The organism is Burkholderia sp. SRS-25 (assembly GCF_004343765.1).
GTDB lineage: Bacteria > Pseudomonadota > Gammaproteobacteria > Burkholderiales > Burkholderiaceae > Burkholderia > Burkholderia contaminans.
On sequence record NZ_PTXM01000003.1, the window covers coordinates 172,072 to 193,345 of the forward strand.

Here is a 21,274-nt window from a genome sequence, read left to right on the forward strand (position 1 = left end):
ACGCGACCCTGCAAGTCTACGCCGCTCCGCGTGACGGGGCCATATGCCGATCGGCCAACGTGCGGCACCACCGCGCGGTGTGGGAAAATACGCGCTTTCCGTCAGTTTTCGCGTTATGGATTCCGCATTCGACCGGGCGTATGCCGCACACCGCGCGGGCCGCCTCGCCGAGGCCGAGCACGGCTATCGCAACGCGCTCGCCTCCAATCCCGCCGACGCCGACGCGCTGCATCTGTTCGGCGTGCTGCGGCACCAGCAGGGCCAGCACGCCGAGGCGGTCGATCTCGTCGGCCGCGCCGTCGCGCTGCGGCCGGGCGATGCCGCGCTGCAGCTCAATCTCGGCAACGCGCTGAAGGCACTCGGCCGGCTCGACGAAGCAGTCGACCGCTTTCGCAACGCGCTGACGCTCGCGCCCGAATTTCCGCTCGCGCACTACAACCTCGGCAACGCGTATGCGGCGCTGCAGCGCCACGACGATGCGATCGACGCATTCGGCCGCGCGCTGCGGCTCACGCCCGACGATGCATCGATCCACAACAATCTCGGCAACGCGCTGAACGCGCTCGGCCGCCACGACGACGCGCTCGCCGCGTTCCATCGCGCACTCGAGCTGCGGCCCGGACATGCGGGGGCGCACAACAACCTCGGGATGGCACTGAACGCGATGGGCCGCGCCGACGACGCGATCGCGCACTTCCAGGCCGCGATCGCCGCGCAGCCGCGCTTCGTCGCCGCCCATTTCAATCTCGGCAACACGTTCGATGCGGTCGGCCGGCATGCGGAGGCGGCCGCCGCGTTCGAAGCCGCGCTCGATCTGCATCCGCCGTTCCCGCTCGCGCTGTTCGGGCTCGCGAACGCACTGAGCGCGCAGGCCCGCCACCGCGACGCGCTGCCCTACTACGAGCGTGCCGTCGGGCTCGATCCGTCGTTCAGCCTGGCCTGGCTGAATCTCGGCAACGCACATCACGCGCTCGGTGCGCACGAGATGGCGCTGCGCGCCTTCGACCAGGCACTGCGCGTCGCGCCCGATCTCACGCTGGCACGGCTGCACCGCGCGGTCACGCTGCTGACGCTCGGCGACTTCACGCGCGGCCTGCCCGCCTACGAAGCGCGCCACGACACGCCGGGCGCGACCCCGCTCGGCACGCTGCCGCGCTGGCAAGGCGAGCCGATTGCGTCGCGCACGCTGCTGATCCGCGCGGAACAGGGCTTCGGCGACACGCTGCAGTTCGTCCGTTTCGTACCGCTCGCCCGCGCACGCTGCGCGCGCGTCGTGCTCGAAGTCCAGCCGGAACTCGTTGCGCTGCTGGCGCCGGCCGCGGCACGCTGGCGCGTGACGCTCGTCGCCCTGGGCGCGGCAAAACCGCCGGCCGCGGATATCGCGTGCACGCTGATGAGCCTGCCGTTCCTGCTCGGGCTTCAGACGCAAGAGGACATCGTCGCGGGCGCACGCTACCTCGACGTCCCCGACGGCGCCGGCAGGCGCTTTCGCGGCTCGCTCGGCGGGCGGTCGAAGCGCAAGTTCGGCCTTGCATGGTCGGGGCGCCGGCAGGCGCAGGAAAATCGCTCGATGCCGTTCGACGCACTCGCTCCGCTGCTCGCGCTGCCGGACATCGACTGGATCGTGCTGCAACCCGCACTCGACGACGACGAGCGAGCGCGCGTCGACGCACATCCGCGCGTGCATCGGCTCGACGGCCGGCTGAACGACTTTGCCGACACGGCCGCGCTGATCGATCGGCTCGACGGCGTCGTCACGATCGATACGGCGGTCGCGCACCTCGCCGGCGCGCTCGGCAAACCGCTGTGGGTGATGCTGCCGTTCGCGCCCGACTGGCGCTGGTTCACCGGCGAAGACTGCCCGTGGTATCCGCAGGCCAGGCTCGCCCGCCAGCCTGCGCCGGGCGAATGGCACGACGTGGCGGCCGCGGTCGCCGGCATGCTGCGCGAAGCCTGAACGCAGACAAAAAAGGGAGCGCGCCGCGCTCCCTTTTCAGTACATTGCATGCGGCCGGCGCCGCGCGTGATACGTGTGCCGGTCAGGCCGCCTTGTACTGGTTGCGCGCCTCGGGCGTGCGATACAGCACGAGTGTCGCGATCAGCCCGCAAATCGCGGCAACGCTCAGCCACAAACCCGGCGCCGCCTTGTTCCCGGTCTGATGAATCAGCAGCGTCGAGATCGCGGGCGTGAAGCCGCCAATCGTCGTCGCCAGGCTATATGCCAGCGAGAAACCGGCCGTGCGTACGTCCGCCGGCATCACTTCGGTCAGCGCGACGACCATCGCCCCGTTATACGACGCGTACAGGAATGACAGCCACAGCTCGACCGCGAGCAGCCGCAGGAACGACGGATCGCCGACGAGCCACAGCACGGCCGGGTAAGCCGTCAACAGCGTCAGCACCGTGAACGCGATCAGCACCGGGCGGCGGCCGATGCGGTCGGACAACGCACCGGACAGCGGCAGCCACACGAGATTGGAGATCCCCACGCAGACGGTCACGACGAGCGCATCGAGCGACGACAGGTGCAGCACTTCCTTGCCGAACGTCGGCGTATAGGCGGTGATCATGTAGAACGACACCGTCGTCATGATCACCATCCCCATGCCCGCCACCACAATGCCCCAGTTGTCGAGCATCGAACGCATGATCTCGCCCATCGTCGGACGATGACGCTTCGCGAGGAACTCGTCGGTCTCCTTCAGCGAACGACGGATCAGGAACAGGAACGGCACGATCAGGCAGCCGATCAGGAACGGAATGCGCCAGCCCCACGCGGTCATCTCCTCGACCGGCAGTGCGCGATTCAGCAGCACGCCGACGAACGCGGCGAACACGACGGCCACCTGCTGGCTGCCCGACTGCCACGACGTATAGAACCCCTTGTGTCCCTTCGTCGCAATCTCCGACAGGTAGACCGACACGCCGCCGAGTTCGACGCCCGCCGAAAAGCCCTGCAGCAGCCGGCCGAGCAACACGAGCGCCGGCGCGAGCACGCCGATCGTCGCATAGCCGGGTATCGCGGCCACCGTGAGCGTGCCGAGCGCCATCAGGCCGAGCGTCAGGATCAGCCCCTTGCGCCGGCCGTGATGGTCGATGTACGCGCCGAGCACGATTGCGCCGACCGGCCGCATCAGGAAGCCCGCACCGAACACCGACAGCGACAGCATCAGCGACGCGAATGCGTTGCCGCTCGGAAAGTAGGTTTTCGCGATGGCCGACGCGTAATAGCCGTAGACCATGAAATCGTACATTTCCAGGAAGTTGCCGCTGACGACCCGGAATACGGTGCGGACTTTCGATTCCTGCGCGATGGCGTGTGACGCTGTGGACATGTTTTTCTCGCTCAGCTCGGATGGCGCGAATTCGCGCCGCATGGATCCGACGACGCACGCGGCGCCGGGCCGGCGCGCACGGGCATCGCTGCCCGCCGGCGGAGCGCCGCGCAACGACGCGCACCGGCATGGTCCGCGCATCATGCCATGCCAACCCGACATTTGCCTTGTGTCGCCCCTGCCGGTGAGGTCGCGGCGTTCTCCTCGTACTAGTCGTCCCGAAACGGAAGCAAAAATCAGATTGATCTGATCGACCGGCCTTCGCCGGCTGACGACAATGTCTCGATTTGCGACGACATATCCGCGCCGCACCGGCACGAACGCCCGTGCCGCTTGGCGCACCGCCCTCATGACTCCATCGCACCTCGTCCCCGTTGCCGGCGCGCTCGCCCGCCCTCGCGTCGCTCCGCTCGATCACGTACCGTCGTTCGGCCAAGACTGGATCTTTCGCGGCGCATCCGGTGCGCGCGCCGGCAAGCACTGCCTCGCGACACTGGCAACGTCCTGCATCGACGTCGACCGGCCGCACCGCACGTGCCACTGGAAGCCGCTGCCGACGATCGCGCCTGCACCGATTTCCACCAGCCCGCCGGTTGCGATTCCGGCCGCCGCCGGCCAGCGCGCCCACCGTATCGCCGGCGGCGCTCGCGACCGGCGTGCGAAGTACGCGCTCTGCTGGAGCATCGGCGCGCTCGGCATCATCGGCTGGCTGATTGCCGCGCATGAACCCGTGACGGAATCCGGGCCCGCCTACGCGATTCGAACGGCCGACGGCGCGCCCGATCACGCCACGTCGTCGTCCGGCACGGTGCAGGTCGCGATGGCTCAGCCGCATGCGTCGACGAACGCCATGCCGCAGCACGAGACGGCCGCCGCCGTCGCGACGACGGCCGGATCACCGCCGGCCGCGCGCCCGGTCACGCGTCGTCCGGCGTCGCTTCGTCCGTCGGCTACGTCCGACACGCCGCGCACCGCCACGGCCTCGTCGCTCCGTTCGAACGGCAAGCGCACGACAGCGGTACCGGCCGGGCGCCCGACCATGCAGCGGCTGGCTGCGCGTCCGCCGGTCCGGAACAACCCGATCGACGGCCGGGCACGCGATCGGCTCGCCACCGCGCCGCACGCAATCGCCAATTCACCCGATGCGCTCGACGATCCGCTCACGCTGATCGCCATGGCAGGCGCGCTGCGCGCGACACAACCAGCCCGCGCAACGCACGCTCCCCTCGTCAATTTCGACTGGACGACGCAACTGTCCCACCGCCGCTTGACCGATACGCCAAACGCGTTCGCACGCTGACGGCCCGGCCATAAAAAAACCCGGCGAAGCTCGCTTCGCCGGGTTTTGCTCGTCTCTGTGTCCGTCTGACGATTCGTTACTTGTGCGCGGGCAGCCCCGTCTCGGTCTGCTTCTCGAGCTGTCGCACCTGCTCCTGCAGATCGCGCAGCTGCAACTGCGCAGCCCGCTTCTCGACCTGCAGCGCCTGTGCCTGCTCCTGCGCCGAGCGCTGCCGCTGCGCGACTTCAGCTTGCTGGCTGCGCGCAACGCTCAGGTCGGCTTGCAACTGCTGCGCACGATTCGCCTGCAGCGCGATCACGCGCTCGAGAAACGCCTTCTGCGCCTCCAGTTCGGTGCGGTGGATCTCGATGTCGGCAAGTTGTACGGTCTGCTGAACGAAGTTTGCATACACCATCTCCGCGCGGCTCTTTTCCTGTGACCGGATCACACGCCACAGATGCTTGTCCTGGAATAGCGCGACGTAGTACGTCATCTCGCGCGGGTCGAACATCAGGCTCGCACCGTAGCTGCCGTTGTAGGTCGTACGCATCTCGACGATCCGGCCATCGCGCAGCATCTGCGTCAGCTCGGCAACGTTGCCTTGCGCGGACGCATCCGTCACAGCCACACTGATTGCCGACGGGTCGCCACGCAGGCTCGTGACAGCCGGACGCGTACCGGCGGCGGGCGCGGTCGCGTCGGCGGACCAGGCCATGCCCGCTTGCGTGCAGGCAGCCAGCGCAACGATCCACGTTGCGCACCGTGCAGGGGAAAAATTTCGGAAAGCCAACGTCAGACTCCGGCGAACGAATCGGAACTCGCGATTATCGTTCAAAACGAAACGGCCGCATCTCGAATTTATCGGGCTGCGGCCGGTCGTCGTGCGACGCGAAGCATGCAGCTTGCTACAGGCGGGTTTCGCGCGCCGCGCGCAGGAATGCATCGAGCAACGGCGTGCAGTCGAGCAGCTCCGAACCGCCGGCCCGATGGAACTCCGGGTGCCACTGCACGCCGACGACGAACGGCGAACGGCGATGACGAATGCCCTCGATGATCCCGTCACCGGCCGACACGGCTTCGATGTTCAGATCGCGGCCGAGATCCCGGATCGCCTGGTGGTGGATCGAGTTGACGATCGCTTCGCTGCGCCCGGGGAACATGCTCGCGAGCGTCGACGAATCCGGGAAGCGGATCGCGTGACGATGCTGGTCGTAATGCTCGCTCACATGCGCATTCGCGGTCGGCACGTCGGTGGCGATGTCCTGGTACAGCGAGCCACCGAACGCGACGTTGATCAGCTGGCAGCCGCGGCATACGCCGAGCACCGGTTTGCCGGATTCGACGAACTCGTGCAGCAGCTCGAGCTCGTACATGTCGCGCACGCGATCGCCCGGCCATTCGGGGCGGGCGTCGGATGCGGCGTAGGTTTGCGGCGACACGTCTGCGCCACCCTGCAGCAGCAGGCCGTCGAGATGCTTCGCGTAGTCGCGCAGGCGGATGTTGCTCGGGTGAATCATGCCCTGATGGCCGACGGTCGGAATCATGAACACGAGCACGTCGCGCGACATCACCCAGTGCGCGATCGATTCCTCGAGATACTGGAGCGTCTTGCCCCGCAGCCCCTTCGCACCCGGCTCCGGATGGAAGATCCGCGCCGACACGCCGATGCGCAGCGTGCGCTGCGTGATGCGCTGGCCTGCACGATCGAACAGCCGGCGGGCGCGCGCGGCCACGATCCGGCCGAATACCGACCACGGCGTGTCGCTTTGCTTCAGGTAGGCCGGCGGCGCATTCTGCGCGCTCGCAGGCGGCGGGCGCGGCGTGTCGAAATCAGGCTGCGCGCCGAAACCGGGTGGTGGCGTTCCAGCCTTCGGCGGCGCGGCGGCAGCAGCACCGTCGATGGCGGCGCCGGTCGCACCGGGCGCGCCCGGCTCGGACGTGGCCGTAACCGGTGACGCGCCGTCGGCAGCGACGTTCTGCGCGGCGGCCTGGGCGGCCGGCGCATCGGGCGCTTTCGCCGGATCGGAACGGGGGGAATCGGAAGAAACGGAGGAGGTGCCGGGCAGACCGGCCGGGGAAGGCGTGTTTTCGCTCATGACGATGGTCTGGTACGTCGCTCACGCGTATGGATAAACGAGGATTCATTATGCTTCAGCGCACGATCGAGCGGCAAACCTGCAACATCCTGTCGATATTGTTGCAAGTCGGCGGCAAACTGCGTCGGGGAGCGTCCCCGCCCACGCGCCGGCTGAGCTGACGAGGCACCGTCGGTACTGGACACCAGTGATATATCACAATAATATCCACGCATCGTCCACGTTTCCCGCCAGCCTGCGCCATGATCGCGCCCCGCCCGGCCACCGCGCCACAACCCGCATGAATGCCCTGACCGACGTCACCCGCGAGCCCCCGGTCGCACCGACGGCCAGCCTCGCCGACCGCGCGTATGCGCTGATCCAGCGCGACATCATCACGATGCGCCTGAAGCCCGGCGCCGCCCTCAACGAAGCCGACCTCGTCGCCCGCACCGGCATCGGCCGCACGCCGGTGCACCAGGCCGTGCATCGGCTCGTGCTCGAAGGGCTGCTGTCCGTGATGCCCCGCAAGGGATTGATGGTGCAGCCGCTGTCGCTCGACGACATCGTCGCGGTGATCGACGTGCGGCGCATCAACGAAGCGCACTGCGCGGAACTCGCCGCACGCCACGCAACGCCTGACGATCTCGCGCGCCTGGCCGCGCTGCTCGACGACGGGCAGGCCTGTGTCGACACGCACGACGTCGAAGGCATGATGGAACTCGACCGCGCATTTCACCAGGCGATCGCCGCGGCCGCACGCAATGCGGTCCTCGCCGACATCCTGCGCGGGCTGCATGAGCGCTCGCTGCGCTTCTGGTTCGTCACGCTGTCCGAACCTCACCATCTCGCCGACGTCCAGCACGAGCATCGCGAACTGTTCGACCGGCTAGCCGCGCGTGACGCCGCCGGCGCACGCGCGGCCGTCGAAAGTCATATCGATTCGTTCCGCTCCACGCTTCTTCAACATCTTCGCACCTGAGCCGCCCATGACCACTTTCACGCCCTTCCCCCCGCTCGCCCAGCTCGCCGCCGACCTCGCCGCCGGCCGGACCACGAGCCGCGCGCTCGTCGACACCGCGCTCGACCGGATCGCCGATCCGTCGGGCCAGGGTGCGGTCGTCTTCACGGAAGTCGATGCCGACAACGCGCGCGCGGCCGCCGACGCGCACGACCGGCTGCGCGCCGCGGGCACCGTGCTGTCGCCGCTCGCGGGCATTCCGGTGTCGGTCAAGGACCTGTTCGACGTCGCGGGGCAGGTGACGCGTGCGGGTTCGCGCGTGCTCGACGGCGCGCCGGCCGCCCGCACCGATGCGGTCGCCGTCGCGCGGCTCAAGCGCGCGGGCGCGGTGCTGGTCGGCCGCACCAACATGAGCGAGTTCGCGTTCTCGGGGCTCGGGCTGAATCCGCACTTCGGCCATCCGCGCTCGCCGTACCACCGCGACGTGCCGGGCGACGCGAGGATTTCCGGCGGCTCGTCGTCCGGCGCCGCAGCGTCCGTCGCCGACGGGATGGCGGCCGTCGCGCTCGGCACCGACACCGGCGGCTCGATCCGCATTCCGGCCGCGCTGTGCGGGCTGACGGGCTTCAAGCCGACCGCGAGCCGGATTCCGACGCAAGGCGGCGTGCCGCTGTCGACGACGCTCGACTCGTTCGGCCCGATCGGCCTGACGGTTGCGTGCTGCGCGCTCGTCGACCGGATGCTTGCGGGCCTCGAACCGCACGTGCCGGCCACCCGGCCGCTCGAAGGCGTGCGGCTCGGCGTGCTGACGAACTACGTGACGGACGGTGTCGATGCCGACGTCGCGGCCGCGCTCGACGCCGCGCTCAAGCATCTCGAAGCCGCCGGCGCGATCGTCACGGAAGTGCGCTTCCCCGCGCTCGACCGGCTGCCGGACGTCAACCGCTTCGGCTTCTCGCCAATCGAGGCCTACGCGTGGCATCGCCCGCTGCTCGCCCAGCACCGCGACCAGTACGACCCGCGCGTGCTCACGCGGATCCTGAAGGGCGAACCCGCGAGCGCGGCCGACTATCTCGACCTGCTCGCCGCACGCACGGCGATGCTCGACGAAGCCGCCCACACGGTCTGGTCGCGTTTCGATGCACTCGTCGCGCCGACGGTGCCGGTCGTGCCGCCGCGCATCGCCGAACTCGAAGCGGACGACGCCGCGTTCACACGCACCAACGCGCTGATCCTGCGCAACCCGAGCGCGTTCAACTTCCTCGACGCGTGCGCGTTGTCGCTGCCGTGCCATCCGCGCGACGCGGCGCCGGTCGGGCTGATGCTCGCGGCCGCACCGCATCGCGACGACGCGCTGCTCGCGATCGGGCAGGCGGTCGAGGCCGTACTGAACACGATCCGCTGAGCGCAGCCATCCAAGCGCCGGCGGACAAGACGCGCGGTGCGGCAGGTTGCCGCACCGCGCGCTGTCAGTTTCGTGCCAGACCATTCGCGCTAAAATCGCGCGATTGTTTTCCGGACCGACCCACGAGGAACCCCGCCGACATGAACGACTACACGCTCGCACTCCGCCGCGAACGCCGCCTGCTGATGCTGCTCGGGTGGGTGTGCATCGCCCTGCTGGCCGGTGCGCTGTACCTGCAGTACGTGAAGAACGAAGATCCGTGCCCGCTGTGCATCATCCAGCGCTACTTCTTCTGCGCGATCGGGATCTTCGCATTCCTGGCCGCCGGGATCCGCAACTGGCGCGGCGTCTGGGTGCTCGAGCTGCTGATCGCGATCGCCGCGGCCGGCGGCGTCGGCACGGCCGCCCGGCACCTGTCGATCCAGATGAATCCGGGCTTCAGCTGCGGTTTCGACACGCTGCAGCCGATCGTCGACAGCCTGCCGCCCGCGCAGTGGTTCCCCGGCATGTTCAAGGTCGCCGGGCTGTGCGAGACGGTCTACCCGCCGATCTTCGGCATCCTGCTGCCCGGCTGGGCGCTGATCGGCTTCGCGGTGATCCTGATCGCCGTGGTCGCGAGCCTCTGGCGCCATCGCCGCAAGCTCGTGGCCTGACCGGCCGGTTTCGACCGGCCTGCGCGCGGCCCGCTCGCCCCGGGCCGCACACTGCCGCCGGCCGGTAGCCGCCCAGCTCCGGCGCACCCGCCGGCCCGGCCCGGCGAGCCGCATCCGGCCCGTCAAGCGTAAACACCTACCCCGCCGCCGCCCGGCTTTCCGGGCGAACGCGCATCGCGCGATTTCCGCGCCCAGCCCCGCCACGCCTGCGTTTCGGCCCGATGTGCACGCATCGGCGCCCCGATCCCGCGCGGCGGGCCTATGATCGACATGATCGCCTCCTGATAGCCCGGATCACCGCCTGGCAATGTTCCCGTCGCCTTGCGGTGCTATCTTCATGACTGGATGGCGATCTACGTGCGCGAGGCCAGGCGGTCTCACCACCCCTGCGTAACGCGCGCCCGATCCGCAATGTCGACTGGATTCATCATGACAACGCAAACCATCCGCATCCATCATCCTCATGGCGTCCGCGCATCCGGCGGTGCCGACCGCGCGCGCCGTTCGCGCGCTGCCGCCGCACTGCATCGGCCGTGCGGCCGGCCCGCCTCGCTCCCGTCCGTCATCGTTGCCGCCGCGCCCGCCAGCCCGCGCCGCGTGTCGTGCCGCGTCGCCCCGAACGGAGCGTGCTGATGGAAGCCTGGCTCGGCGATCTGCAGCAACTGCTCGCTCATGGCGAAGCGGCCGTGCTCGTGACGGTCGCGCACACCGACGGCTCCGCGCCACGCGAAGCCGGCACCAAGATGCTCGTCACGCGCGACATGGCCCGCCATACGATCGGCGGCGGTCATCTGGAATGGAAGGCGATCGAGATCGCACGGCATCTGCTCAAGGATGGCGCGCACGTGCCGCACGCGCGCCGGCTCGAACGGCTCGCGCTCGGCCCGAGTCTCGGCCAGTGCTGCGGCGGCGCCGTGGTGCTCGCGTTCGAGCGGCTCGATGTGGGCGATCTCGGCTGGATCATGTCGCTCGCGAAGCGTGTCGCGGCCGGCGCCGCGACCGTGCGTAGCGTATCATTCGGCCCCTCGCCGGGCGCGCCGCTGTTGAGCGAGCCCGAATCGGAAGCCGCGCGTGCCGACTGCCTGCTGTGGGAAACCGGCGGCGTGTCGCTGATGACCGAAACGATCGCGCCGTATGCGTTCCCCGTCGTGTTGTTCGGCGCCGGGCACATCGGCACCGCGCTCGTGAAGGTGCTGGCGACGCTGCCGTGCCACGTGCGCTGGATCGACGGGCCCGATGCGGTGTTCCCGCCGGCCGACGCGCTCGCCGGCATCGGCAACCTCGCGATCGAAGCGGCCGCTGCCCCGGCCGACGCGGTCGACGCCGCACCGCCGCAGTCATACTTCGTCGTGATGACGCACGACCACGCACTCGATTTCGTGCTGGCCGAGCGCATCCTGCGGCGCGGCGACTACGCGTACTTCGGGATGACCGGCTCGCACGCGAAACGCGTGCAGTTCGATCATCGCCTCGCCGCGATCGGCATCGACCCGGCCCAGGTGGCGCGAATGCGCTGCCCGATCGGTGTCGAGGGCATCATCGACAAGGCGCCCGAAGTGATCGCGATCTCGGTGGCTGCGCAATTGCTGCAGGCCGTCGAGGCCAACGCGAATGCGAACGCGTCCACGCAGGCTTCCCCTACCTACTGACCGACCAAGAACGACGCCATGACCCCGACATTCAAGGACAAGATTGCCCGCGCGCCGAAAGCGGAGCTGCACATCCATATCGAAGGCTCGCTCGAGCCCGAACTGATTTTCGCGCTGGCGCAGCGCAACGGCGTGAAGCTCGCGTACGACTCGATCGACGCGCTGCGCGCCGCGTACGCGTTCACCGACCTGCAGTCGTTCCTCGACATCTATTACGCCGGCGCGAGCGTGCTGCTGACGGAGCAGGATTTCTACGACATGACGGCCGCGTACTGCGAACGTGCGCTCGCCGACAACGTCGTCCACACCGAGCTGTTTTTCGATCCGCAAACGCACACCGAGCGCGGCGTATCGATCGAGACGGTGGTCGCGGGTATCGAGCGTGCACTCGCCGATGCCGAACAACGCGGGCTGTCGAGCAAGCTGATCCTGTGCTTCCTGCGTCACCTGCCGGAAGAGGACGCGCTCGCGACGTTCGAATCCGCGCTGCCGCTGTTCGAGCGCTATCGCCATCGCCTGATCGGCGTCGGCCTCGACTCGTCCGAGCTCGGCCATCCGCCGACGAAGTTCGCACGCGTGTTCGAGAAGGCGCGCGCACTCGGGCTGAAGCTCGTCGCGCACGCGGGCGAGGAAGGCCCGCCCGCGTACATCTACGAAGCGCTCGACGTGCTGAAGGTCGACCGGATCGACCATGGCGTGCGCAGCATCGAGGATGCGGCGCTCGTCGAGCGCCTCGCGAAAACGCGCACGGCGCTCACCGTCTGCCCGCTGTCGAACCTGAAGCTGTGCGTGTTCGACGACATGGCGAAGCACACGCTGAAGGCGCTGCTCGATCGCGGCGTCGCGGTGACGATCAACTCCGACGATCCGGCCTATTTCGGCGGCTACGTCAATGAAAACTACTTCGCGACAGCCGAAGGGCTGCAACTCACGGATGCCGAAGTCCATGCGGTGATCCGCAACGGCTTCGAGGCGTCGTTCATCGAACCGGCGCAGCGCGACGCGCTGTACGCGCGCCTCGACGCGTACTGGCAAGCTGCGTGACGGCCGGCATCGAGGAACGCTGGACAGATGAAACACGGCAACGGCATCCGCTTCGCGACCACCGGCCCGGCCTTGCGCCGGGACGATCGCGTGCGTGAGCGCGCGGCGACGGCGCTGTTCGTCGTCGCTCGCGCGTGCCTGCCGTCGCGATTTGCCGTTTCGCCCAAGGCCGCTTCGGTCGTGAGCGCAACGGCTGCGAGGCCCGCCGGCAACCACTCGCTGGCGGCTTCGGCCGCCACGTTCGCCCGCGCAATCGCATCCGGTCGTGCCGCACGCAGCGTGCCGCACCCGCTCGCCAGGCGCCGTCTTGCCCCCGTGCGGCGTCGCCCGTTTTCTTCTGTTCGCCTTACCTTGATGCAGGACCATTCGTCATGACGCAAACCGCTTTCCGTTCCCAACTGCTGACCTTCAACGGCGACCCGGCGCAATCGAGCCAGGCCGCGAACTACGAGACCGACGGCCTCCTGATCGTCGACGACGGCAAGGTCGTCGCGGCCGGTCCGTACGCGCAGCTCGCCGCGACGCTCGCGCGCGACGCGATCGTCCATGAACTGCGCGACAAGCTGATCGTGCCCGGCTTCATCGACACGCACATCCACTATCCGCAGACGGACATGATCGCGTCGCCGGCACCGGGCCTGCTGCCGTGGCTGGACAAGTACACGTTCCCGACCGAGCGCCAGTTCGGCGATCCCGCGCATGCGCGCGAAGTCGCCGACTTCTTCGTCGACGAACTGCTCGCGTGCGGCACGACGAGCGCGCTCGTCTACTGCACGGTGCACAAGCAGTCGGCCGATGCGCTGTTCGCGGCGAGCGACGCGCGCGACCTGCGGATGATCGCGGGCAAGGTGCTGATGGACCGCAACTGCCCCGAGTTCCTGCGCGACACCGCGCAGTCGGGCTATGACGACAGCGCCGAGCTGATCGACCGCTGGCACGGCAAGGGCCGCCAGATGTACGCGCTCACGCCGCGTTTCGCACCGACGTCGACCGAGGCGCAGCTCGAGGCATGCGGCGAACTCGCACGCCGCCATCCGGACGTGTTCGTGCAGAGCCACGTCGCGGAGAACGTCGACGAGGTGAAATGGGTGGCCGAGCTGTTCCCCGGCCATCGCAGCTATCTCGACATCTACGACCGCTACGGGCTGCTGCGCCCGCGCGCGGTGTACGGCCACTGCATCCACCTCGACGACGAGGACCGCCGCCGGATGGCCGAGACACGTACAGTCGTCGCGCACTGCCCGACGTCGAACTTCTTCCTCGGCAGCGGGCTGTTCGATTTCGACAAGGCCGGCGAATACGACGTGCCCGTCACGCTCGCGACCGACGTCGGCGGCGGCACGTCGTTCTCGATGCTGCAGACGATGAACGAAGCGCACAAGGTCGCGCGGCTGTCGGGCCACCACCTGACCGCGACGCGGATGTTCTGGCTCGCAACGGCCGGCGCCGCGCAGGCACTCGACCTCGCCGACACGGTCGGCACGCTCGCACCGCGCACCGAAGCCGACTTCGTCGTGCTCGATCCGCAAGCCACGCCGCTGCTCGCACGCCGCACGAAGCGTGCGGATTCGCTCGAGGAACTGCTGTTCGCGTTTGCGCTGCTCGGCGACGACCGCGCGGTGTACCGCACCTATGCGGCCGGCCAACTCGTCCACGAGCGCGGCGCGGCCCGCCGCCCCGCCGCGTAACGACCTGCCGGGTGCGCCCCGGCACGCGCGGGCATCCACCGCCGCGCGCGCCGGACCGCCGAGCTTGCCATGCGCCGATCCCGCCCCGACTCGGGGCGCAGCGCCCGCCAACCGCTTTCCCGCGCGTAACGCGCCGTGCTAGAATTCGCCGCTCATTGGGGAGTAGCCGCTCCGCTCGATGTCCCGCGCCCCCGGCGCGCATCGTGACGGAGGCGTCCGTCAACAGACTTGGCCGTACGGCCATGGCGGACGCAGCCACCTAGGCCTGGCGAGACCGATGGTTCACAGCGCGTCGCATCAGGGCCCGGCGCGCGGTGAATCGTCGCTCGCACGCACAACATCGGCCCGTGGAACCCCATACGTGTCCCAAGCCTTCCTGATCTCCACCGGCGCCGTCGCCCTCGCTGAAATCGGCGACAAGACCCAACTGCTTTCCCTCGTACTGGCCGCGCGCTATCGCAAGCCGATGCCGATCATTCTCGGCGTGCTCGTTGCGACGCTCGTGAACCACGGTTTCGCCGGCGCGCTCGGCGAATGGCTCGGCGTGCTCGTCACGCCGTCGATCATGCGCTGGGCGCTCGCGTTCTCCTTCATCGCTATGGGGTTGTGGATCCTCGTGCCGGACAAGCTCGATGCCGACGAAGCCAATGCCAACCGCTCGCGGCTCGGCGTGTTCGGTGCGACCCTCGTCGCATTCTTCCTCGCGGAAATGGGCGACAAGACGCAGATCGCGACCGTCGCGCTCGCCGCGCGCTTCCAGGACTACATCGGTGTCGTGGCCGGCACGACGTTCGGGATGATGCTCGCGAACGTGCCCGCGATCCTGCTCGGCGACCGCTTCGCGCACCGCCTGCCGACGAAGCTCGTGCACGCGATCGCGGCCGTGCTGTTCGTCGTGCTCGGCGCGCTGGCGCTGCTGGGTATCGGGGTCTGACGGAAGGGCATGGCCGGCGCGGCCGGACGGCCGCGCCGAGAGGGATACCGCGTTACTTCGCGGCGGCGGCACCCGAGGCGGGCGCCACCGGCACCGCGCGCTCGTTGGCAGCCGGCGCCGCCGGGCCGCCGCGCTTGTCGACCGGCAGCCGGACCGAGCGAACCGCGCCGTTGGACAGCGGGAAATCGGCGAGCGCGCTGCGAGCGAGGAACGGCATCGCGTACAGCAGCGTACCGTTGTCGCCGGTCGTGCGCGCCGACACGTTGTATACCTCCTTGCCCGTCGCGCGCTCGGTGATGCGGATGCCGAGCGTGTAGTCGAACACCTGGTATGTCTGCGCGACGTAGCCGGCCGGCATCGGCCCCCAGGGACCCCACGGGCCCCACGGCCCGCGCCGCCAGTACGGCCCGGGCGCGAACCACGGATCGTAATAGACCGGCTGCGGTACCGTCACGAGATCGCTGCCGACCGCATAGGTCAGCCCGACGAGGTACCGCGCCTGCGCCTGCGGCACCTGCCGGAACGCATACGTCGACAACTCGTTCGCGACGATCGGCTCGTAGGTCGACTGCTCGATGCTGTTCTTCTGCGCCTCGGTACGCGTGAACGCATAGGTTCGTGTCGCGTCACTGCCGCTCCAGTCGGAGAAAGCCGTGACCTGGGTCGTCACGTAGCTGGTACAGCCGGTCAGCAGCGCCACGCACAGCGCCGCCACCCACCCCGCACCGCGTTGAATCCATTCGCGTTTCATGTCGATCCTCTTCGATCCGTCACCCGTTCGTCGCACCGTGCGAACCGTAACGGGATGCCGATAATACGCGGACTCCCGGAACCGGTAAAAAGTTCGCCCGGCACGCGGCCGCCAGCCTTTGTACAATGGCCCGGTTCGCCCGGCCCGTGCCACGGGCCCGTCCCCTACTCCACCGATCTCGACGACCATGTCCGACAACGCCTCTTCCACCGTGATCCGCCGCGCCGACTACACGCCGCCGGCCTTCCTCATCGATTCCGTCGCGCTCGAATTCGATCTCGCGCCGGCCCGCACGATCGTCAGGAACACGATGTGCGTGCGCCGCAATCCGGACGCCGCGCCCGCGCCGAACCTGGAGCTGATGGGCGAAGCGCTCGAATTCCTCGGCGCGCACCTGGGCGGCGCGCCGCATGGCGCCGTGCGTGCGCACGAACACGGGCTGACCGTCGAGAACGTTCCCGATGCCTTCGAGCTGACGCTCGAAAGCGCATGCGCACCCGACCAGAATACGACGCTGTCGGGCCTTTATGTGTCGAGCGGCAACTTCTTCACGCAGTGCGAAGCCGAAGGTTTCCGCCGCATCACCTACTTCCTCGACCGCCCGGACGTGATGGCGTCGTACACGGTGACGCTGCGCGCCGACAAGGCCGCGTACCCGGTGCTGCTGTCGAACGGCAACCTCGTCGATTCCGGCGACCTGCCCGACGGCCGCCACTTCGCGAAGTGGGAAGACCCGTTCCGCAAGCCGAGCTACCTGTTCGCACTCGTCGCGGGCAAGCTCGTCGCGATCGAGGAAACGATCACGACCGGCTCGGGCAAGGAAAAGCTGCTGCAGGTGTGGGTCGAGCCGGCCGACCTCGACAAGACGCGTCATGCGATGGATTCGCTGATCCACTCGATCCACTGGGACGAGAAGCGCTTCGGCCTCGAGCTCGATCTCGACCGCTTCATGATCGTCGCGGTCGGCGACTTCAACATGGGCGCGATGGAGAACAAGGGGCTCAATATCTTCAACACGAAGTACGTGCTGGCGAACCCGGAGACCGCGACCGATACCGACTTCGCGAACATCGAATCGGTGGTCGGCCACGAGTACTTCCACAACTGGACCGGCAACCGCGTGACCTGCCGCGACTGGTTCCAGCTGAGCCTGAAGGAAGGCCTGACGGTGTTCCGCGACCAGGAATTCTCGGCCGACATGGCCGCGGGCGACGACATCGAATCGGCGGCCCGCGCGGTCAAGCGCATCGAGGACGTGCGCGTGCTGCGCCAGTTGCAGTTCGCCGAGGATGCGGGCCCGATGGCGCACCCGGTGCGCCCCGAGAGCTACGTCGAGATCAACAACTTCTACACGATGACGGTCTACGAGAAAGGCTCGGAAGTCGTGCGGATGTACCAGACGCTGTTCGGCCGCGACGGCTTCCGCAAGGGGATGGACCTGTACTTCAAGCGCCACGACGGGCACGCCGTGACCTGCGACGACTTCCGTCACGCGATGGCCGACGCGAACGGGCGCGACCTCGCGCAGTTCGAGCGCTGGTACAGCCAGGCCGGCACGCCGCGCGTGTCGGTGCGCACCGCGTACGACGCGGCCGCGCGCCGCTATACGGTGACGCTCGCACAAGGCTACGGCGACGGGTCGCCAGCCGCGCGCGAAACGCAGCAGGGGCCCCTGCTGATTCCGTTCGCGATCGGCCTGATCGGCCGCGACGGCCGCGACCTGCCGCTGCGTCTCGACGGTGAAGCCGCCGCTGCAGGCACGACGCGCGTGCTCGACTTCACCGACACCGAGCAGACCTTCACGTTCGTCGACGTGCCGGAACACCCGCTGCCGTCGCTGCTGCGCAACTTCTCGTCGCCGGTGATCGTCGAGTACGACTACAGCGACGACGACCTCGCGTTCCTGCTCGCGCACGACAGCGATCCGTTCAACCGCTGGGAGGCCGGCCAGCGCCTCGCGACGCGCGCGCTGCTGACGCTCGCCGCGCGTGCGGCAGCGAACGAGCCACTCACGCTCGGCGAGAACTTCGTCGCCGCATTCCGCCGTGTGCTGACCGACGCGACGCTGTCGCCGGCGTTCCGCGAACTCGCGCTGACGCTGCCGTCGGAAACCTACCTCGCCGACCAGATGGCGGAAGCCGATCCGGCCGCCGTGCATCGCGCGCGCCAGTTCGTACGCCGCCGGCTCGCCACCGCGCTGCGCGCGGAATGGCTCGCCGCCTACGAGCAGCACCAGACGCCCGGCGCCTACGAACCGACGCCGGAGGCCTCCGGCCGCCGCGCGCTGAAGAACCTCGCGCTCGCGTATCTCGCCGAACTCGAGGATCCGGCCGATGCGGTGCGCCTCGCGACCGCGCAATACGATGCGGCGAACAACATGACCGATCGTGCGGCTGCACTCGGCGCGCTGCTGTCCGCGTCGGCCGCCGGCGCGAACGAGGCGGCCGAGCACGCGCTCGACGATTTCTATCGTCGCTTCGAGAAGGAAGCGCTCGTGATCGACAAGTGGTTCGCGATGCAGGCCGCACAACGCGGCACGCCCGCGCAGCCGACGCTCACGAAGGTGCGCAAGCTGCTCGCGCACCCGGCGTTCAACCTGAAGAATCCGAACCGCGCCCGCTCGCTGATCTTCAGCTTCTGCGCGGCCAACCCCGCGCAATTCCACGCGGCGGACGGCTCGGGTTACGCGTTCTGGGCCGAACAGGTGCTCGCGCTCGATGCGATCAACCCGCAGGTCGCGGCGCGCCTCGCGCGCTCGCTCGAACTGTGGCGCCGCTTCACGCCGGCGCTGCGCGACCGGATGCGCGAAGCGCTCGAGCAGGTTGCCGCCGGCGCGAAATCGCGCGACGTGCGCGAGATCGTCGAGAAGGCCCTCGCGTAACGCGATCGCCGGCATCGCGCACGCGCGATACAGCCGGTGCCGCCCGTCGCGGCACCGGTTTTTTTATTGTGTGAATACTCCCGGAACCGCGCGCGATCCCAGGGTCCGATCACACCGCATGCCGCTGCTGCGAATCGTGTCGCGGCGGTTTCCCCCACCGCAAACCGTGCCGGACCGGCCGCCCGCCATGTAACCGGACGAAAAAACCCGGCGGCCCGGGAGGCGCGACGGGTAAAATTGCGGCCATCAAGGATTCTTTGGCCTTCTGGAGTCTGTCATGTCCATTGCCCGCCGCACCACGCTGTCGAAGTTCCTGATCGAACAGCAACGTGAGACCAACAACCTCCCCGCCGACCTGCGCCTGCTGATCGAAGTCGTCGCACGCGCGTGCAAGGCGATCAGCTACAACGTGTCGAAGGGCGCGCTCGGCGAAGCGCTCGGCACCGCCGGCAGCGAGAACGTCCAGGGCGAAGTGCAGAAGAAGCTCGACATCCTGTCGAACGAAATCCTGCTCGACGCGAACGAATGGGGCGGCAACCTCGCCGCGATGGCATCGGAAGAAATGGAAACGTTCTTTCCGATCCCCGCGAACTACCCGCGCGGCGAATACCTGCTCGTGTTCGATCCGCTCGACGGCTCGTCGAACATCGACGTGAACGTGTCGATCGGCACGATCTTCTCGGTGCTGCGTTGCCCGGACGGCAAGCAGGCCACCGAGGAATCGTTCCTGCAGCCCGGCACGCAGCAGGTTGCGGCCGGTTACGCGGTGTACGGCCCGCAGACGGTGTTCGTGCTGACGACCGGCAACGGCGTGAACTGCTTCACGCTCGACCGCGAAGTCGGCTCGTGGGTACTCACGCAGAGCAACATGCAGATCCCGGCCGACACGCGCGAATACGCGATCAACGCATCAAACGCGCGCCACTGGTACGACCCGGTCAAGCGCTACATCGACGAACTGAACGCCGGCAAGGAAGGCCCGCGCGGCGACAACTTCAACATGCGCTGGATCGCATCGATGGTGGCCGACGTGCACCGGATCCTGAACCGCGGCGGCATCTTCATGTACCCGGCCGACAAGCGCACGCCCGATCGTCCGGGCAAGCTGCGCCTGATGTACGAAGCGAACCCGATGTCGTTCATCGTCGAACAGGCGGGCGGCGCCGCGACGACCGGCACGCAGCGCATCATGGAAGTGCAGCCGACGGGCCTGCATCAGCGCGTCCCGGTGTTCCTCGGTTCGAAGAACGAAGTCGAGCGCGTGACGGGCTACCACCAGGAAAAGCAATAAATTTGCACTGCAGCACTAGACAGTCTCGCGCGACGTACGTAGAATCGCGGCTCTCGATGTGACCCCAACCGGTCGCATCGCAGTGAAACGAAGCGGGAAGTTTGCCGAGTCGATGAGTTTCGCGAAACAGCAGCAGCAAGCTGAAAAAAATTCGCAAAACCTATTGCCAAGGTCTCAGATTTCACCTTATAATTTCGTTTCTCTGATGCCGGTGTAGCTCAGTTGGTAGAGCAGCGCATTCGTAATGCGAAGGTCGTAGGTTCGACTCCTATCTCCGGCACCAAGTTATAAAGGGCTGACACGCATTGCTTGTCAGCCCTTTTCTCATTCCGGGCGCCAAATCGTGCGCTGCCCTTCTTCTCTCCGCGTGCGGGCATCACCCGACTCCCGCGCCGCACGCCGCCGATTACAATCGCCGGACCACTCCGCCCTTTCCGAGCATCATGCGCACCTGGCGTCTCGAGCGACCGAACCTCACCGGGCAACTGGACGTATCACGTGCGACGCGCCTTGTCGCCGCGATCGGCGGACACGAGCCCAACGCATTCGCAGCCGAAGTGCTGAAGCTGTTCGACGATGAGCTGTCGGTCACGCAATGCACGATCTTCGCGTACGAGTTCGGCAACCGCCCGCGCACGCTATCCGTCGCCGACCATCGCGGCGGCCGCTACCTGCGTGACGTCGCCGACATCTACGCACGACACTTCTACGCGCTCGACGGCAACCAGAAGATCGTGTCGAGCGCGCCTCGCGGCACGCGCCGCCACGACCTGCTGCTGCACCAGCAGGCCGGCGACGAGATCGATCATGACGCGTATCGAGCGGCCTGCTACCGCGGTCCCGACGTGTCCGACCGGCTGTCGTTGCTGATGCAGCCCAACGATGCTAGCTGGCTGTCGATCAACCTGTACCGCGCGCATCGCAGCGGCGCGTTCCAGCCGCGCGAGATCGCGGAGATCGAAGCGCTCGCACCGCTGATCGCGCAGGCCGCGAAGCATCACTATGCACTCGCCGGAGCCGCGCAGATCGGCATCCCGCAACGGATGCTCGCGCGGTTACGCAGTGCCTGCCCGGCGCTGTCCAAGCGCGAACTCGACGTGCTGCGCGGCGTGCTCGAAGGCCAGACCGCGCACGAGATCGGCGAGACGATCGGCGTGAAGGCGTCGAGCGTCGTCACATACCAGAAGCGCGCGTACCGGCGCCTGGGCATCTCGAGCCAGCGCCAGCTGTTCGCACTCTGCCTGCAGCCCTGAACCGAATCGGACTGCGATGACCGAATCGGGGTAAATCCCGATCGGCTTGCTGTACCCCGAATGGGGACAGCGGAT

17 protein-coding genes, 1 tRNA gene and 1 riboswitch are annotated in these 21,274 nt (G+C 68.1%); of the genes, 14 read left to right on the top strand and 4 right to left on the bottom strand.

All coding sequences use genetic code 11. The features are described from left to right. Positions 1-43: 43 nt before the first annotated feature. Positions 44-1,957 (top strand): tetratricopeptide repeat protein, encoded by a 1,914-nt coding sequence (locus C5O79_RS03350; RefSeq protein ID WP_122473677.1) that lies wholly within the window; start codon positions 44-46, stop codon positions 1,955-1,957. Between the two features lie 82 nt (positions 1,958-2,039). On the opposite strand, the gene C5O79_RS03355 is transcribed toward C5O79_RS03350, so the two are convergent. Next, positions 2,040-3,335 carry an MFS transporter gene (locus C5O79_RS03355; RefSeq protein WP_122474513.1) on the bottom strand — a complete coding sequence of 432 codons (1,296 nt, stop codon included), beginning with the start codon at positions 3,333-3,335 and terminating at the stop codon, positions 2,040-2,042. A gap of 349 nt (positions 3,336-3,684) precedes the next feature. On the opposite strand from C5O79_RS03355, the gene C5O79_RS03360 reads away from it, so the two are divergent. Continuing rightward, positions 3,685-4,635 carry a hypothetical protein gene (locus C5O79_RS03360; RefSeq protein ID WP_122474512.1) on the top strand — a complete coding sequence of 317 codons (951 nt, stop codon included), beginning with the start codon at positions 3,685-3,687 and terminating at the stop codon, positions 4,633-4,635. Positions 4,636-4,711: 76 nt separating this feature from the next. Here C5O79_RS03360 and C5O79_RS03365 read toward each other — a convergent pair whose 3' ends face one another. Both C5O79_RS03365 and C5O79_RS03370 read right to left on the bottom strand, forming a co-directional pair. Further along, positions 4,712-5,404: a DUF2968 domain-containing protein gene (locus tag C5O79_RS03365; RefSeq protein ID WP_122473676.1), complete on the bottom strand. Its 693-nt coding sequence runs from the start codon at positions 5,402-5,404 to the stop codon at positions 4,712-4,714. A gap of 115 nt (positions 5,405-5,519) precedes the next feature. Next, positions 5,520-6,710 (bottom strand): type 1 glutamine amidotransferase, encoded by a 1,191-nt coding sequence (locus C5O79_RS03370; protein WP_122473675.1) that lies wholly within the window; start codon positions 6,708-6,710, stop codon positions 5,520-5,522. A 280-nt stretch (positions 6,711-6,990) separates the two neighbouring features. On the opposite strand from C5O79_RS03370, the gene C5O79_RS03380 reads away from it, so the two are divergent. From C5O79_RS03380 to C5O79_RS03425, 8 genes are all read left to right on the top strand, one after another. Continuing rightward, positions 6,991-7,671 carry a GntR family transcriptional regulator gene (locus tag C5O79_RS03380; RefSeq protein ID WP_122473674.1) on the top strand — a complete coding sequence of 227 codons (681 nt, stop codon included), beginning with the start codon at positions 6,991-6,993 and terminating at the stop codon, positions 7,669-7,671. A 7-nt stretch (positions 7,672-7,678) separates the two neighbouring features. Further along, entirely contained in the window at positions 7,679-9,055 is a 1,377-nt protein-coding gene (locus C5O79_RS03385) for an amidase (protein WP_046545172.1), read from the top strand. Positions 9,056-9,195: 140 nt separating this feature from the next. Beyond that, positions 9,196-9,708 (top strand): disulfide bond formation protein B, encoded by a 513-nt coding sequence (locus tag C5O79_RS03390; RefSeq protein ID WP_122473673.1) that lies wholly within the window; start codon positions 9,196-9,198, stop codon positions 9,706-9,708. Positions 9,709-10,340: 632 nt separating this feature from the next. Continuing rightward, positions 10,341-11,357: a xanthine dehydrogenase accessory protein XdhC gene (xdhC, locus tag C5O79_RS03400; protein WP_047850543.1), complete on the top strand. Its 1,017-nt coding sequence runs from the start codon at positions 10,341-10,343 to the stop codon at positions 11,355-11,357. An 18-nt stretch (positions 11,358-11,375) separates the two neighbouring features. Next, entirely contained in the window at positions 11,376-12,401 is a 1,026-nt protein-coding gene (locus C5O79_RS03405) for an adenosine deaminase (protein ID WP_047850544.1), read from the top strand. Between the two features lie 27 nt (positions 12,402-12,428). Continuing rightward, on the top strand, positions 12,429-12,776 hold the full coding sequence (locus C5O79_RS03410; RefSeq protein WP_046545167.1) for a hypothetical protein: 348 nt from the start codon (positions 12,429-12,431) through the stop codon (positions 12,774-12,776). Beyond that, on the top strand, positions 12,773-14,089 hold the full coding sequence (guaD, locus tag C5O79_RS03415; protein WP_046545166.1) for a guanine deaminase: 1,317 nt from the start codon (positions 12,773-12,775) through the stop codon (positions 14,087-14,089). Before C5O79_RS03410 ends, guaD begins: the two co-directional genes overlap by 4 nt. Before the next feature lie 145 nt (positions 14,090-14,234). After that, positions 14,235-14,372: riboswitch (yybP-ykoY riboswitch) on the top strand. A 78-nt stretch (positions 14,373-14,450) separates the two neighbouring features. Continuing rightward, positions 14,451-15,023 (top strand): TMEM165/GDT1 family protein, encoded by a 573-nt coding sequence (locus C5O79_RS03425; RefSeq protein WP_047850545.1) that lies wholly within the window; start codon positions 14,451-14,453, stop codon positions 15,021-15,023. A gap of 52 nt (positions 15,024-15,075) precedes the next feature. On the opposite strand, the gene C5O79_RS03430 is transcribed toward C5O79_RS03425, so the two are convergent. Further along, positions 15,076-15,774 (bottom strand): DUF4136 domain-containing protein, encoded by a 699-nt coding sequence (locus C5O79_RS03430; RefSeq protein ID WP_122473672.1) that lies wholly within the window; start codon positions 15,772-15,774, stop codon positions 15,076-15,078. Positions 15,775-15,961: 187 nt separating this feature from the next. Between C5O79_RS03430 and pepN the strand changes: the two genes are divergently transcribed. The 4 genes from pepN (at position 15,962) to C5O79_RS03450 (ending at position 21,199) form a co-directional block, all read left to right on the top strand. Next, the gene (gene pepN / locus C5O79_RS03435) at positions 15,962-18,655 is read left to right on the top strand and encodes an aminopeptidase N (RefSeq protein WP_122473671.1); all 2,694 of its coding nucleotides are present in this window, start codon (positions 15,962-15,964) and stop codon (positions 18,653-18,655) included. A 277-nt stretch (positions 18,656-18,932) separates the two neighbouring features. Then, positions 18,933-19,946, top strand: a complete 1,014-nt coding sequence (locus tag C5O79_RS03440; protein ID WP_046545162.1) for a class 1 fructose-bisphosphatase — start codon at positions 18,933-18,935, stop codon at positions 19,944-19,946. 207 nt (positions 19,947-20,153) lie between these two features. Continuing rightward, positions 20,154-20,229, top strand: a tRNA-Thr gene (locus tag C5O79_RS03445). A gap of 160 nt (positions 20,230-20,389) precedes the next feature. Next, the gene (locus tag C5O79_RS03450) at positions 20,390-21,199 is read left to right on the top strand and encodes a LuxR C-terminal-related transcriptional regulator (protein ID WP_046545161.1); all 810 of its coding nucleotides are present in this window, start codon (positions 20,390-20,392) and stop codon (positions 21,197-21,199) included. Positions 21,200-21,274: the final 75 nt, after the last annotated feature.